Annotated in this window: 16 protein-coding genes; 4 read left to right on the top strand and 12 right to left on the bottom strand. The window is 42.4% G+C overall.

Annotated elements, in window-relative coordinates; all coding sequences use genetic code 11:
* From AB1I63_01810 to yycF, 3 genes are read right to left on the bottom strand one after another with little or no spacing between them, the layout of a single operon-like run.
* A complete protein-coding gene (locus AB1I63_01810; GenBank protein ID MEW4353623.1) occupies positions 1 to 804 on the bottom strand; it encodes an MBL fold metallo-hydrolase in 804 nt (267 codons plus the stop codon).
* Complete coding sequence (gene vicK / locus AB1I63_01805; protein ID MEW4353622.1) at positions 805 to 2,157, bottom strand: cell wall metabolism sensor histidine kinase VicK; 1,353 nt, start codon at positions 2,155 to 2,157, stop codon at positions 805 to 807. It abuts the gene before it with no gap.
* Entirely contained in the window at positions 2,150 to 2,851 is a 702-nt protein-coding gene (gene yycF, locus AB1I63_01800) for a response regulator YycF (GenBank protein MEW4353621.1), read from the bottom strand. Before yycF ends, vicK begins: the two co-directional genes overlap by 8 nt.
* A gap of 152 nt (positions 2,852 to 3,003) precedes the next feature.
* Between yycF and AB1I63_01795 the strand changes: the two genes are divergently transcribed.
* From AB1I63_01795 to AB1I63_01780, 4 genes are read left to right on the top strand one after another with little or no spacing between them, the layout of a single operon-like run.
* Positions 3,004 to 3,765, top strand: coding sequence for an amino acid ABC transporter ATP-binding protein (locus AB1I63_01795; protein ID MEW4353620.1), 762 nt, complete (start codon positions 3,004 to 3,006; stop codon positions 3,763 to 3,765).
* Between the two features lie 9 nt (positions 3,766 to 3,774).
* Positions 3,775 to 4,578: a transporter substrate-binding domain-containing protein gene (locus AB1I63_01790; protein MEW4353619.1), complete on the top strand. Its 804-nt coding sequence runs from the start codon at positions 3,775 to 3,777 to the stop codon at positions 4,576 to 4,578.
* Between the two features lie 12 nt (positions 4,579 to 4,590).
* The gene (locus AB1I63_01785; protein ID MEW4353618.1) at positions 4,591 to 5,268 is read left to right on the top strand and encodes an amino acid ABC transporter permease; all 678 of its coding nucleotides are present in this window, start codon (positions 4,591 to 4,593) and stop codon (positions 5,266 to 5,268) included.
* Positions 5,269 to 5,277: 9 nt separating this feature from the next.
* A complete protein-coding gene (locus AB1I63_01780; protein MEW4353617.1) occupies positions 5,278 to 5,931 on the top strand; it encodes an amino acid ABC transporter permease in 654 nt (217 codons plus the stop codon).
* A 72-nt stretch (positions 5,932 to 6,003) separates the two neighbouring features.
* Here AB1I63_01780 and budA read toward each other — a convergent pair whose 3' ends face one another.
* From budA to AB1I63_01735, 9 genes are all read right to left on the bottom strand, one after another.
* Entirely contained in the window at positions 6,004 to 6,723 is a 720-nt protein-coding gene (gene budA / locus AB1I63_01775) for an acetolactate decarboxylase (GenBank protein MEW4353616.1), read from the bottom strand.
* 519 nt (positions 6,724 to 7,242) lie between these two features.
* Positions 7,243 to 8,478 carry a tetratricopeptide repeat protein gene (locus AB1I63_01770; protein MEW4353615.1) on the bottom strand — a complete coding sequence of 412 codons (1,236 nt, stop codon included), beginning with the start codon at positions 8,476 to 8,478 and terminating at the stop codon, positions 7,243 to 7,245.
* On the bottom strand, positions 8,471 to 9,631 hold the full coding sequence (locus AB1I63_01765) for an AI-2E family transporter (GenBank protein ID MEW4353614.1): 1,161 nt from the start codon (positions 9,629 to 9,631) through the stop codon (positions 8,471 to 8,473). The genes AB1I63_01770 and AB1I63_01765 overlap by 8 nt, the downstream gene beginning before the upstream one ends.
* A 370-nt stretch (positions 9,632 to 10,001) precedes the next feature.
* Positions 10,002 to 11,360 (bottom strand): HAMP domain-containing sensor histidine kinase, encoded by a 1,359-nt coding sequence (locus AB1I63_01760; GenBank protein ID MEW4353613.1) that lies wholly within the window; start codon positions 11,358 to 11,360, stop codon positions 10,002 to 10,004.
* Complete coding sequence (locus tag AB1I63_01755; GenBank protein ID MEW4353612.1) at positions 11,357 to 12,013, bottom strand: response regulator transcription factor; 657 nt, start codon at positions 12,011 to 12,013, stop codon at positions 11,357 to 11,359. Before AB1I63_01755 ends, AB1I63_01760 begins: the two co-directional genes overlap by 4 nt.
* A 9-nt stretch (positions 12,014 to 12,022) precedes the next feature.
* The gene (locus AB1I63_01750; protein MEW4353611.1) at positions 12,023 to 13,240 is read right to left on the bottom strand and encodes an ABC transporter permease; all 1,218 of its coding nucleotides are present in this window, start codon (positions 13,238 to 13,240) and stop codon (positions 12,023 to 12,025) included.
* Between the two features lie 9 nt (positions 13,241 to 13,249).
* Positions 13,250 to 13,933: an ABC transporter ATP-binding protein gene (locus tag AB1I63_01745; GenBank protein ID MEW4353610.1), complete on the bottom strand. Its 684-nt coding sequence runs from the start codon at positions 13,931 to 13,933 to the stop codon at positions 13,250 to 13,252.
* Entirely contained in the window at positions 13,899 to 15,131 is a 1,233-nt protein-coding gene (locus AB1I63_01740; protein ID MEW4353609.1) for an efflux RND transporter periplasmic adaptor subunit, read from the bottom strand. Before AB1I63_01740 ends, AB1I63_01745 begins: the two co-directional genes overlap by 35 nt.
* A gap of 15 nt (positions 15,132 to 15,146) precedes the next feature.
* Positions 15,147 to 15,407: a hypothetical protein gene (locus AB1I63_01735; protein ID MEW4353608.1), complete on the bottom strand. Its 261-nt coding sequence runs from the start codon at positions 15,405 to 15,407 to the stop codon at positions 15,147 to 15,149.
* Between the last annotated feature and the right edge of the window lie 14 nt (positions 15,408 to 15,421).

The raw sequence follows: 15,421 nt of genomic DNA, 5'->3' as shown, positions 1-15,421 counted from the left end.
TCAGATATCCGTTAGTGGTGTCGCCGTATCTGGCGAGGTATCATAGACCTGAAAGTCCACGCCAACGCCCAAGTCCGCCTGTGCTAGCTGATTGACCATGGTCATGTGGGCAAGTTCCTTGATGTTATTTTCCTTACTGAGATGCCCGAGGTAGATTTTCTTGGTGCGGTGACCAAGCGTTCGAATCATGGTCTCGGCACCGTCTTCATTGGACAAGTGCCCCTTGTCAGACAGGATTCGCTGCTTCAAACTCCATGGATAGGCACCACTGCGCAAAATCTCGATATCGTGGTTGGACTCTATCAGGTATCCATCTGCATTTTCGATAATCCCTGCCATGCGGTCACTCACATAGCCCGTATCCGTCAGCATGACAAAGCTCTTGTCATCCTTCATAAAGCGATAAAACTGGGGCGCCACTGCATCATGGCTGACCCCAAAACTTTCAATATCCAAATCCCCAAAGGTCTTGGTCACACCCATCTCAAAGATATGCTTTTGACTGACATCGATCTTGCCTAGAGCTGTGTCCATAGCTTTCCAGGTCTCTTCATTGGCGTAGATGTCAAGATTGTACTTGCGAGCTAAGACTCCTACTCCGTGGATATGATCCTTATGCTCATGGGTCACCAAGATCGCATCCAGTTCTTCTGGCTTACGACCAATCTCTCCCAAGAGACTGGTGATTTTCTTCCCTGAAAGCCCTGCATCGACTAAAATCTTTTTCTGATCCGTCTCTAAGTAAAAGCAATTTCCACTAGAGCCAGACGCTAAAATACTATACTTAAATCCCTTACTACTCATCTATTCGTCTATCTCTTCCTCATCCCAAACATCTTCTTTCACAGCATCCTTGTCATACGGCAAAACAATGGTAAAGGTCGAACCTTCCCCATACTGGCTCTTGGCCCAGATAAAGCCATTGTGTTGCTTGATGATTTCCTTTGCAATGGCAAGTCCAAGACCAGTCCCGCCTTGCTCACGGCTTCTCGCCTTATCCACTCGATAAAAACGGTCAAAAATCTTAGGCAAATCAGCCTTTGGAATCCCTAGACCCTCATCCGAAATCGACACAATCATCTGGGTTTCTGTTGTTTTCATGCTGACGGTGATTTTCCCACCGTCTGGCGAGTACTTGATGGCGTTGTTTAAGAGATTGTCAATCACCTGCGTCATCTTGTCCGTATCAATCTCGACCCAGACAGAATTGATGGGATAATTGCGGACCAATTCATACTTTTTATGCTCCTCTTGTCCCTTCATCTTGTCAAAACGATTGAGGATAAAGGTGATAAAGGCGGTAAAGTTGGTCAACTCGATATCAAGCTGGGTCTTCGCATTGTCAATCCGAGAGAGATTGAGCAAATCTGAGATCATCCGCATCATGCGATTGGTCTCATCAAGCGATACTCTGATAAAATCAGGCGCTATGGGCTCCATCAAAGCTCCTTCGTCTAAGGCCTCCAGATAGGACTTAACACTGGTCAAGGGAGTTCTAAGCTCATGGCTGACGTTAGAAACAAAGAGCCGTCTCTCGCGCTCTTCTTTCTCTTGCTCTGTGGTATCATGCAAGACCGCGACTAACCCTGAGATAAAGCCAGACTCCCTGCGAATCAAAGCAAAACGGACACGCAGGCTAAGGTATTCCCCATTTTCATCCTGCGAGTCAATGGTAACATCTGGAACCTTGGAAACCAAGTCTCTGAGCTCATACTCCTCAGCAATGCCCAAAAGCTCTAAAATATCAAGACTTTCAGCATCTTCCCTTTTAACACCGAGCTGACGAGTCGCCATGTCGTTGATCATGATGACCTTGCCACGACGATTGGTCGCAAGCACTCCGTCTGTCATGTAGGCCAAGATACTATGGAGACGCTTGGTTTCCTGCTCGAGATTTTCCTGCGTCAAACGAATGACCTCAGAGAGGTCATTTAAGCTATTTGTGATATCGGTAATCTCAGGACCGCCCTGCATGTCAAGCACCTCGGAATAATCACCCGCTATCAAATCCTTGACCTTTTGGTTGAGTTCGCGAATGCGTAGGTTATCCCTACGGTTTTCCAAGGACAATAGTGCAATCACCAAGATAAAGCCAATAATCAGAAGGACAAAGATAAAGTCCTTGGATACGATAAAACTTCTAATCGTCTCAATCATTGTTTCTCATGTAATAGCCCACACCACGACGCGTCAAAATGTATTCTGGTCGGCTTGGGACATCCTCAATCTTTTCTCGTAAGCGACGGATGGTCACATCCACCGTCCGCACATCGCCAAAGTAATCATACCCCCACACTGTTTCAAGCAAGTGCTCTCGTGTCATAACTTGTCCCACGTGGGTTGCTAAGTGAAGCAAGAGTTCAAACTCCCGATGGGTCAATTCTAATTCCTTGCCTAGCTTTTTCGCCACAAAGGCATCCTTTAAAATCTGGAGCTTGCCGATGTTAATCTCTGTCTGCTCCGCTTGGGTTTCTTGATTTTCTGGTGCTAGTTCTGCACGGCGCAAAATCGCCTTGACACGAGCCTGCAATTCACGATTGGAAAAGGGCTTGGTCACATAATCATCTGCCCCAATCTCAAGACCGATGACCTTGTCAAACTCGCTATCTTTGGCAGATAAGACGATAATCGGGACATTGCTGGTCTTGCGAATAGTCTTTGCTACTTCTAAACCATCAATCTCTGGCAACATCAAGTCCAAAATCAAAATATCAGGACGCTCTGCCTCAAAGAGCTCCAAAGCCTCACGACCATTAAAAGCCGTAATGACCTCATAGCCTTCCTTGACCATGTTGAACTTGATAATATCTGAGATTGGCTTTTCATCATCTACTACTAATATTTTTTTCATTTTTTCACCTTCTTTTCTTCCCTATTATACCAAAAAATCTGAAAAAATCGCTAATCAAGCCCTATCGTCATCAATTTTTAAAAAAAGATTGACAGATGTCAGAAAATCTGATATATTTATGTTATATTTTATAACATAAAAGGAGCGGTGCTATGAGCTTAATTGAATTCAACCATGTCGAGAAATACTATGGAGACTACCATGCACTCCGCAATATCAATCTCAGCTTTGAAAGCGGTGAAGTCGTTGTTTTACTAGGACCTTCTGGCTCTGGAAAATCAACACTGATTCGGACTATCAATGGCTTAGAAGGGATTGACAAAGGCAGTCTAATCGTCAATGGAGCTGATCTTGCCAAGGCTTCTGGTAAAGATTTGGTAGAACTTCGAAAGAAAGTTGGGATGGTTTTCCAGCATTTCAACCTCTATCCCCACAAAACCGTGTTAGAAAATGTTACTTTAGCTCCTACAAAAGTTCTCGGTATTTCTCCAGAGGAAGCCAAGGCTACTGCCAAAAAATATCTGGAATTCGTTAATATGTGGGATAAGAAAGACTCCTACCCTAGCATGCTTTCTGGGGGGCAAAAACAACGGATTGCCATTGCTCGTGGACTTGCCATGCATCCTGATCTTCTGCTCTTTGATGAGCCGACCTCAGCGCTTGACCCTGAAACCATCGGAGATGTCTTAGCTGTTATGCAAAAGCTGGCTAAGGACGGTATGAACATGATTGTCGTCACCCATGAAATGGGCTTTGCCCAAGAAGTAGCTGACCGTATCATCTTCATGGCTGATGGCGAGGTCTTAGAGGACACACGCGATGTAGCTGGTTTCTTTGCCAATCCTAAGGATGAGCGTGCCAAGCAATTCCTCAGCAAGATTATCCATCACAAAAGTGATCACATCAAAGGATAGGAGAATGCTATGAAAAAAATTACTTTAGTATGTCTCGCTATCTTGCTTACGCTCATATCCCTTCTCACTCCCACAGCTGGTGCAGAAGAACTTGGCAAACACGTAAAGGAAATCCAAAAACGTGGGGTTCTAAATGTCGGTGTCAAGCAAGATGTGCCAAACTTTGGTTTTTTGGATCCTGAGACCAAGACCTATACTGGCCTGGAAGTGGATTTAGCGAGAAAAATCGCTGACGATCTCAAGGTCAAGGTAAACTTTGTCCCCGTTTCTGCCCAAACACGCGGTCCTCTCCTTGATAATGAACAAGTTGATTTGGTGCTTGCCACCTTTACCATTACAGACGAACGCAAGAAACTCTTTAACTTTACCACCCCTTACTACACGGATGCTTCTGGCTTTTTGGTCAACAAAGATAGTCAAATCGCATCTATCCACGATTTGAATGGAAAGACCATCGGGGTCGCCCAAGGCGCTATTCAAGGAAAGGTATTGACAGAGATTGCTAAAAAGCACGGCTGGAATTTCCGCTTTGTCGAATTGGGGAGCTATCCTGAGTTATCACTTGCTCTGCGTGCCCACCGAATTGATGCTTTTTCAGTCGATAAATCCATCCTCTCTGGCTATCTCAATCGGAGCAATACCCTCTTGCAAGACGGATTTAAAAGTGCCGATTACGGAGTCGTGAGTAAAAAATCAAAAGAAGATTTAAACCACTATGTCGATAGTCTTATCAAAAAATGGAGCAAGGACGGAACTCTCAAAAAGATATACAAGACCTACCATCTCGAGCCATCAAAGGCAACGAAAGATTAGAAAGGAGCTGCTATGTTTGATACCGCAAACTGGCTACAATACTGGAAGGAATTTCCACTATTTTTCAACGGATTTCTATTTACACTCTTGATTTCGATTGGCGCCTTTCTCCTTGCCATGCTAGTTGGCATCCTCTTTGCCACTTGGAGCACGAGTAAACATAAAGCGTTGAAGATTTTAGCACGAGTCTATGTGGAGTATTACCAAAATACACCACTTTTAGTACAATTTGTCATTATCTTTTACGGCTTTCCACTCATCAGCCATTACACACTCATGCCAAATACCTACTGGACAGCTGTGATCTGTGTTGGCTTGTATCACGGAGCTTACATTGCAGAAGTGATTCGCGCAGGGATTGAGTCCATTCCGACTGGTCAGAGCGAGGCAGCTCTCTCGCAGGGATTTACCAGACTAGAAACCATGTACTACATCATCCTCCCCCAAGCCTTTCGGATTATCTTGCCACCATTGACCAATCAGGTGGTGAATCTGATTAAAAACACTTCGACCATTGCGATTATCTCAGGAGCAGATTTGATGTTTACAACCAAGTCTTGGTCAGCTTTAAATGGCAATTATATTCCTGCCTTTATAGGTGCTGCTATTCTCTACTTTGCTCTTTGCTTTCCTGTTGCGAGCTTTGGTCGTTACATGGAAGAGAAAAACAAGGCAACGTACAGCTTATAAGGAGGCTTTATGGATACGATTTTATCAATTTTTACCCCCAATAATCTCCTATTTATCTTAGGAGGGCTTAAACTGACCTTGTTCATCTCCTTGATTGCCATTCTTTTATCGACCATGTTTGGAACTATTCTTGCAGTCATGCGAAATAGCAAGTTTCCCCTTCTAACATGGTTAGCAACCATCTACATCGAATTCGTCAGAAATGTGCCGAATCTTCTCTGGATTTTCACGATTTTTCTAGTCTTTCAAGTCAAATCAACGCCTGCAGGTATCATCAGCTTTACAGTGTTTACCAGTGCTGCCTTGGCAGAGATTATCCGTGGCGGCTTAAATGCTGTGCCTTACGGACAGACAGAAGCTGGCTTGTCTCAAGGATTTACCTCTTTTCAAATCCTCATCTACATCATCCTTCCCCAAGCTATCAAGAAAATGCTACCTGCAATCATTTCCCAATTTGTGACAGTGATTAAAGATACGAGCTTGCTGTACTCAGTCATCGCTCTTCAAGAGCTGTTTGGCTCTGGTCAGATTCTCATGGGGCGCTATTATGAGACCGAGCAAGTTTTTGCTCTCTACTTTCTCATTGCAGGGCTTTATTTCTTGATTAACTTTGCTATTTCTAGCTATGCTAGGTACTTGTCAAAAAATTGGCAAGGAGAGTAGTGACAAGCTCTTTTAAGTATGACTCTTTTTAAAAATTTTAAAATCCGAGGACTATAACCCTCGGATTTTGTGTTATTCTGATTTTTCCATGTCTTCCTTGACTTCATTGACATTAAATTTTGCAAAGAGATACTTGCGATCTTGGACAGGAAAGCGTTGATCCAGCTGATCCACTGCTCCCAGCTCCACAATCCCTTCTTCGATGATATAGTTCATGACATGACCGCCAAAGGTCAAATCATCAGAGATAAAGTGCAAATGATAACCTGCTAAGCTCACCCCATGAAAGATTTCCGGTGTCCAAATGCCTACAATGGTTCCCACAATATCCTCTACTTGATATTCTGGCTGATGAATAGCAACTTCGGCAAATTTGCGTTCCGTAGTTGATTTAGGAATCATCCGAACGTGCATGTGCTTAAATGTTCCATGAATCTTAATCGAGCGAAATAGATTTTCACCATCATAGTAGGATTCGATACGCTCTTGCAATTCCTGACTGGTCATCTCAAATCGTTGACGGAAAATCACTTCTGCCTGATGAGGGACCACAGCTGCATACGGCACCATCACATCATCCCCTAGCTCAATCACTTCTGGCGTATTGCCAGAACCCTTGGCTTGATAGGCTTTACCATCTAGGACAATCAATTCACCATCAATAGAGTCCAAAGTTCCCAAGCCCAAATCACCATGCTGCAACAATTCGCCAATGGTCAAAGTTCCTCCATACAACCCTGCCATTAGAGCTCCTAATGTATTGTACTGAAATAATTTTACTGGCTCCACCATATCCCCACTCTTTTCTATCTAATCTTTCTTTAGTATATCATATTTTTAGTTGATATAGTTGTTTAGTTTTGATTTTATACGAGGCAACGAGTCGCAAGCATAACTGGGGGAACTGAGAATTATGGCATAATCCCTATTTCCAACCTCCAACAGTCTCCCAGACTGTTGGAGCAAGACGAGGTAACGACGTAATAAATAAAAACTAAACAACTATAAAAAAACTCCGATAATCCTCGGAGTTCAGACTGAAGACAAACTTCAAATTCAGAAAAAATATTACATGTATGTTTAATTTCCTGTGGTTTCAAGGTTAGAAAATTTGCGAGCCTAGCGAGCACAATACCCCACCGCCGTGCTAAAAGTGGGAGTGAGACAGAAGTCGTCATTGCGAAGAAATCGATTATCCTCGCTCCTTTGTTTTTAGCCCAACGGAGAAGTCGCTGATGTCCGAAAACTCATAAAAAGGGTGGCATTAAAAAGACTTTTTCTGCAAACTGCTCCGAGAATCCTCGAAGTATTCTAATCTTCTAAGGAATGATACAAATCTGCCATTGCTGAATCATCTGGCACCAATGTAAGATAGCGATGCGCCTGCTCCTTGGCTTCTGCTAGATAGCCTAACTCTCTGAGCAGATATGCATAGCTTTCTAAAAACTCAGGATTTTCTTGCAAATCTGGGGCAATCTCTCGGTAAAGTTCAAGCGCCTTTTCCTCTTTTTCTAAAGCTTTATAGGCACGGGCAAGATTCCACTTGGTAAAAAGACTATCTACTTCTTCTCCCTCAAAGGCTAGGACATCCTCAAACCGCTCTTGTTCCAGATAAAGATTGGTCAGTCTCAAGATCAAATCTTCTTGATCTAGCGCATCCTCCAATGCCTCTAGCAAATACTTCTCTGCCCCTGCTTGGTCGTGCAATTCGTAGGCATACTGAGAAGCAAGGAGAGCCAAGCGGGTTTCAAATGGATTTTTTGACAAGCCTTGTTTAGCAATGGCAAGCGCCTCTTTCGTTTGATGCTCAGCATGAAGAGCCAATGCGTAGCCGTACTCATAGCCTTCATAGTCATGAGAAAGAGCGTCTAATTGCTTAAAGTACATTAAGGCTCGCTGACTTTCTCCTTGATCCAGCAAAATCATTGCCAATTCCAAGGTTGTCTGATCATCGTATTCCAGCTCCAACGCCTTTTCTAAAAATTCAATCGCTACTTCTAGCTTTCCTAACTGGGCATAACAAAAGCCAATCCGTTGATAGGTTGAAATCCCTGTTTGCTCATAGATGGCGCGGTTATCCAAGCTCGCATATTCCTTGATAGCTTTCGTAAACTCTCCTAACTCCATATCCACTTCAGCAAGACCAAATAAGACCAAGGGATCTTCGCTTAACTGGTAGGCTTCTTCTAACTTTTCACGTGCGACATCTGGCAAGCCTTCCATTTGATAAAGATCAGCTTTCATTACTAGGCTAGTAGGATACCAATTGCTCTCTGGCAGAATTTCCTCTAAATAGGCAAAGGCTTCTTCGATTTGACCATCTTCACTGGCAATGTTCGAAAGCCCAAGAAAAGCTTGGGGAAATTCATCCACAACCTTTTCATAGGCACGTTTTGCCTGAGGGAAAAAGCCAATGCTTTCTAAATACTGGGCGAGGTCAAATAAGACATCTACATCATCTGACACCAAAGCTTTTTCAAAATATTTCCTCGCATGCTCCATATCCTGCTGGTGGAGCGAAGCAAGCATTTTTTCACTATTATTCATGGACTTCTCCTTGCTCCTCTTCATAAAGCCCGCTGACTTCCTTATACCAATGGAACAGAGCTGCAATCACAACCTTGGCACAGGCATACGTCGGAATTCCCAAAAGCACTCCCCAAATCCCAAACATAGAACCCGCTGTTAAAAGGACAAAAAGGATGTTAATCGGATGGATATTGAGCTGGCTTCCTAGGACAAGTGGTGAGACGAACCGTCCTTCAATCGTCTGCTCAACAATAAAGACAACAATGACCTTAATCAACATGACAGGTCCTGCAATCAAGCCCAAAACAAGAGCTGGAAGCATGGCAAGAAAACTTCCTAAATAGGGCACGAGATTTAACACCCCAGCTGTCACGCCTAAGGTCACAGCATAACGCAGACCGATGATTTTAAAGAACAGGATAAACATAGCTGCAACGATAATCGCGACAGTCACTTGCCCGCGGACGTAGTTGGATAGCTGGGTATTGACCTCAGAGAGGACTTGCCCTACTGGCTCACGAAACTTAGTCGGCAAAAACTGAGTCACATAGCCTTTCAATCCCTTACCATCACGCAAGAGATAAAAGAGCAAGAAGGGCATAATGATGAGAGCTACGATGATTTGAGAAGCTGCACTGATAAAGCTACTTGCCCAGTTAACAGCCTTAGCAGAAAAATTACTAGCCCAGCTGGTCACTTGTGAGGAGAGATTGTAAGTCAACTCTTCTAGCTGCGGTTTTAAATCATCTGAGATGCGATTTGCCAACAAATCATTCACCATGGTATCAATCTGTTTGACATAAGTGGGAACATTTTTAGAAAAGCTCACCACCTGCTGCTGAAGACTCGGAATCGCAACAGCCAAACCCCAAACCAAGAGCAAAGCAATCATAATAAAGACCAAGGTAATTGCATATAGACGCTTGATTTTATGCGATTCTAGCCAATCGACAATCGGATTTAACAAATAATACAAAAGCCCTGATAGAATAACGGGTAACATAATCACACCCAAAAATTCCAACACTGGCACAAAAATGAAACTAATCTTACTGAGGAGATAGATATTCAATCCCAACAAGAGGGTTACAAGAAAAATAGTAATGGCTTTATTGTCTAAAAACCACCGAAAAAACCAGGATAAACTAAAATCTTTTTTCTGCTGTTCCATAGCATATTCCTTTCTGTTCATTCTTTTTATTGTATCATATTTTAGGAAAAATTGCTCTAAAAAACGGAAGTGGAATAACATCGTGATTTAGAAAAAATCCGATTTTATCGTCTTCAATTTCAGATTTTTAAGCCTAGGTATGAACAGCTACTCACTTATAGTTATTTAGTTTTGATTTCGTACGAAGAAACGAGTCGCAGACAGAACTTAGGTTAGCTGAAGATTATGACGTAATCCCTATTGCCAACCTCCAATAGTCTCCTAGACTGTTTGAAGTAAGACGAGCTAACGACGTAATAAATAAAAACTAAATGACTATAAAACTAAAAAAGAGGTCAGAGACTCTCGTCCCAACCTCATTCAAAGGGGCTTATAGAAAAATTCGAAAACTCATCCACTTCTCGTCCTTGGCGTTAAAATGATAGGTCAGCTGGTGCTTATCAAAGATTTGTTGCACGATAAACAGACCAAGTCCTGTACCACCGTCTTTCCGATTACGACTATAATCTGGTCGATAGAAAGGTTGGAAAATCTTTGATAACTGCTCCTTGGTTAAAACCCTTTCGGCTTCATTTTCAATGCAACATTCTTTTTTGGTCAAAATGAGGCGAATCTCTCCATTTTCCCTAGTGTAATGAAAGGCATTATCCAGCAAGTTTTTCATAGCTTTTAAGAAATACATAGGATTTCCTTTCAATCTCACTTCTTCTAAATGGACAGTCAGCTTATATCCTTTCAGATCAGCCATCGTTTGGTAAAAAGGAATTTGCTCTTCCAGCAAGTCTTTTAAAGAAAAGATCTGATTCATATCGTCCAAAGTTTCCATATCAAGTTTAGAAATGGCTAGAATAGACTGGACAAGCTGAGATTGTTCTTCTAAAATTTCACGGCATTTCTTTAGGTATTTTTCCCTATCCTTATAATCTCCCACTCCGTAAATCATGCCATCAACCATACCCATCATACCTGCGATGGGTGTTTTTAGTTCGTGGGAGGTCATACGGAGAAATTCAACCTTATTGCGCTCACTTTCTGCCACCTTTTCATTCTCTAAGCGCAAAGCCTCCATATTGGTCAAAAGGCTCTCGTAGAGAATATTGACATCCTGTGCTAAATCAGCAATCTCATCATTTCCCTTAACCTCGCACACCACATCTGGAGAGAGGCTGACCATTTTCCGTGTGGTTTTCGATATTTGCTTGATCCGCTTAGTAGAGATAAGGCTATAAATATAAGACAAGAGCATACCTAAAAGAAGCGATAAGAACACCATATAAGGGTACAAATCTAGCAAGACCTCACTAGCGTCAGAGACAGGTTGTAGGGAGTATTCTCCCTCAAGCGTATAGGCATTTCCATCCTTATCTCGTACCGTGTTTTTGAGATGCTCTTTTTCAGCGGTTCCATTATCAATAAAGGTGCTCACTTCTACTGACACTTGATCACTTGAAGGTGTTAGTAGTGGATAATGAAGCTGACCGATATTATCTGTCAAACTAAACCACATGCGGCTGTTCTTTTGGTCATAGGACTGGAGGAGCTTTTTCATCTCTGAAAGAGTCTTGCCCTCGATGTGCTTTTCCACATGATTAAACTCCCGTCTGACCTCATCTTTTTTCACCGATTGGTAATACAAAGGCATGGTGAAGTAGAGAGTGGATAGCACAGCAGTCACGACTAGAAAGACCAGACCACTGGTCAGAAGGAAATGCTTTCTTACGATTTTCAACCTTGATCGCCCCCAAGTTGGTATCCCATTCCTGTAATGGTGATTAAAGGAATTCCTGGGATTTTTTTGCGGATATTCTTGATATGATTATCCAAAACTCGTGTATCTAGCTCGCTATATCCCCAAATGACATTCATGAGCTGATCTCTCGTCACCAGATGCCCTTTTCGCTTAGCAAGAGCCTGAATAATTTCATACTCTTTCTTGGTTGGGCTCATCTTCTCACCACGCCAGTAAACAGTACAATCATCCACTGACACTCGCAACTCACCAATGACAATCTCTGAATAAGTGACCGTTCTACGGAGAATATTTTCAATCCGCTTCATCAAGATAAGAGGAGAAAAGGGTTTTGTCACATAATCACTAATCAAATGATTAAAACTAATCAGCTGCGTATATTCGTCGTCTAAGGCTGTTAGCATCATGACAGGTACTTGAGACGTCTTTCGAATCTCTTTTAAAACCTCTAAACCACTCACAGACGGCAACATGATATCCAAGATAATCAAATCAAAGACTTCTTTTTGGAAGGATTTCAGCGCATCAGATCCGTCTAATACGGACACAACATCATAGTTTTGTTCTTTTAAAAATTCGCAAATCACTTGGTTAATGGTAGCATCATCTTCTACCACTAAAATCTTATACATAACTCACTCCTATTCAAAACGTAGTGCCTCAATCGGATTTAGTTTTGAGGCCTTAACGGCTGGTAACAACCCAAATACTATCCCTATTATACAACAAAATACCAGACTAATACAAACAGATAACAGAGATAAGATATAAGGATACTCTAAAGATTGGGTAATAACGTAGCCCGCGACAATACCTACGATGACACCAATCAATCCACCCAAGAGGGTCAAAATCACGGATTCCATTAAAAATTGTTTCAAAATCAATCGGCGTCTCGCACCTAGCGCCTTTTTGACCCCAATTTCTCGAGTCCGCTCGGTAACAGACACAAGCATGATGTTCATCACACCGATTCCTCCCACCAAAAGCGAAATACTGGCAATCCCTGCTAAGAGGACAAAATTAGACCGATTGAGATCATCTAGCTGCCGTTCAAATTCTCGGAGATTGAGAACGCCAAACATATAATCAGATGCAGGTACTTGCTCATTTAAAAAGTCTGCCACACGATTCGCCACGGTCTTTAGTGCATCTGCCTTTTCAGTCTGAACTAAAATTTCTGGCTCAGCATTGATGGTTTCTGATAAGCGATGCCATTGTCCCAAAGGGAGATAGGCAATCTTTTCTGCCCCTTCATTTAAACTTTTGCGATCTCTTGCTTCAAAGACCCCCGCAACCCGAAACGGATAGCCTTTGATTTCTACATACTCTCCTAAACCATCTCCTTTTGGAAATAGGCTCTCATAAAGACTTTTCTCTAAAAAAGCAATCTGTTCCCCCTCTTTAAAAGCTTCTTTTGCGTCACTTTCTTGATGAATCAGTTTTAACTGCTTTAGCTGCAAAACATTTTCTGATACTGCAGCAATCTTAGTGGTTGAAGACTGTTTGAGATGGTAGAGTTTATCCTCAGTCTGATAAGACACCATGGCGTCCTTCACGCCCTTGATACCTTGAATCTCTTTTAATACATCCTCACCCAAAAAAGGCAGGTAACTAGCTTTCTGTGCCTTACTTTTAGCAGGAAGGTCGGGATTGATGACATTCTTTTTATTGTAGACAACCGTCATGGTGTTGTTACTGCCACCAATCAGCTGACGTTTGGTATTTTCTGTATTGCCCTCAATAATGGAAAAAATGGCAATAATCGCACTAATGCCGATAATAATGCCCAGCATGGTCAAGATTGAACGCATTTTATGCGCCAAAATAGACTGAAGGGCGACAATCATATCTTCCATCTTCCCTCCTTATCCTTTAAAACAGCCATCACGCAAGACCAAGGTCTGTTGGCACATCGCAGCTACCTCAGGTTCATGGGTAATGATGACAATCGTCTTACCTTCTTGATTAAAACGCTGAAATAGCTCCATAATCTGAATACTGGTCTTGGTATCTAGCGCCCCTGTCGGCTCATCTCCTAAGATAAAGCTAGGATTGGTGACCAAAGCCCTAGCAATAGCCACCCGTTGCTTTTGTCCACCAGACAATTCTGCTGGTTTAAATTCACTTCGCTCTTCTAAGCCTACCAAAGCGAGCATTTCGAGAGCTCGCTTACGTCGTTCTTTCTTAGTCACCCCTAGATAGGTCAAGGGTAATTCAACATTTTGGCAGGCAGTTAACTTAGGCAAAAGATTAAAGTTTTGAAACACAAAACCAATCTTTTGATTGCGCAAATCAGATAATTCATCATCAGATAAGTCACCGACCTCTACACCTTCAATTTCATAGCGACCACTTGTCGCCAAATCAAGGCAGCCAATGATATTCATCAAAGTGGATTTTCCAGAACCTGACGGTCCCATGATGGCTAAAAAATCCCCTTCTTTTACATGAAGGTCAATGCCTTTTAGGATGGGAACTTCCTGCTGTCCTTGCTGATAAGATTTACGAATGTCTTTAAGGTGTAACACGCGCTCCCACCTCCATTCCATCTTTCATGCCATCTTTTGGAATAGCAAGGCTGTCATCAAGAACTAGACCAGATACTACTTCATAGAGATTTTTAGAGATTTCCTTAACTCCTACTTCTTGCTGCTTAATCTTTTTATCTTCTACTTTCCAAACGTAAGTTTTACCATCTTTTTTAAATAAGTAGTTCGATTTCAGCGTTAATTTCCCAGGCTCTTGTCCAGCACCTAGGATATGAAGATAAGCATGGCTGCCGATAAGGGGAGGCTCGTTATTAGCATCTAATTCGACTTGATAAGGGAACTTTCCTTGATTCGGATTTTCTTCTTGCTTGCCATTGGTTGCCTCTTGCGCCAAATTCCCAATTTGCGTAATGGTGCCTGTCCAACGTTTCTTACTGTCTTTTCGATCAACCACTTCAACTTTTTGACCTACTTGAACCTTATCTCGATCAAACTCGCTCACACTTCCCTTGACCAAAATCTTAGATTGGTCAATGATTTCAAAGAAAGTTTCTTCATCTTTTTTTGCCTTAGATTGATTAGGCAAGTCTTCTTTCATCGATTGAATAACCCCAGCTGTATCTGCTGTGACGGTATCGTACTTGGTACGCTCCTCTTCAGCCTGAGCGAGATTTTCTGCCTTTTCTGCCTCGATTTGTGCAAGACGTACTTCATTTTCCGCTGTTCTGGCATCGGTAAGGGCTTGACCTACCTCATCTTCAGCAGACTTAATTTGATCTGCCAAACCTTCAGCTTCCTCTCCTGACTTTGCACGAAGCTCATTTAAACGTGCCAGCTTACGGTTATAGCTTTCCCATTTCAGAGCTAGTGTATTTTCAGCTGCAGAAACACTCGCCTGTTTGGAAGCTACATCATACTGGGCAGATTGAGCTGTAATAGCTTGAGACGTCGCATAGGAAAAGAGAGCCTGACCTACTTCCACAGTATCGCCATTTTTGACAAATACTTCTTTGACTTCACCTTTTGAGGTGTCAATTTTGACCTTGCTGCTATTATTTGCAGCTACTTCTCCTGATAGGGTCAAAAGACTTTTACGACTTTTGTCAATCGCATCTTTGACCGATAAAGTCTGGATTCTATTTTCTATAATTTCCGTATCTGGGCTAGGCAACCATAGATAAGCTGCCCCACCCCCTGCCAAAATAACAGCAGTTCCTGCTAGCAAAATTCTGCGCATCAATCGCTTATTTCTTACCATGCTCGCAACCTCGCTCTAGTTTCCCTCATCATTGCTCGATTCGATATCTTGGTCACCATCCACCTGAACCACTGCTCCGTTTGACAAGGTGTATTCCGTTACTTCCTTGCCATCTACTTCCTTGACTTTTTTGTCGATAGCTTCCTCTTTCAGATTAAGCTCCTTATTTTCTAAGTCTGTTTTTTTATTGGAATTTTGCTTACTCCCGCATCCTGCTAAGAGGCAAACTGCCAAAGCTGAGATTGTTACAACGTGTAATGATTGTTTGATGTTCATGTGCATATACTCCT

The organism is Streptococcus pneumoniae (genome assembly GCA_040719455.1).
In the GTDB taxonomy this organism is placed as follows: Bacteria; Bacillota; Bacilli; order Lactobacillales; family Streptococcaceae; genus Streptococcus; species Streptococcus pneumoniae_G.
This window is presented reverse-complemented; position numbering and strand designations above follow the sequence as displayed.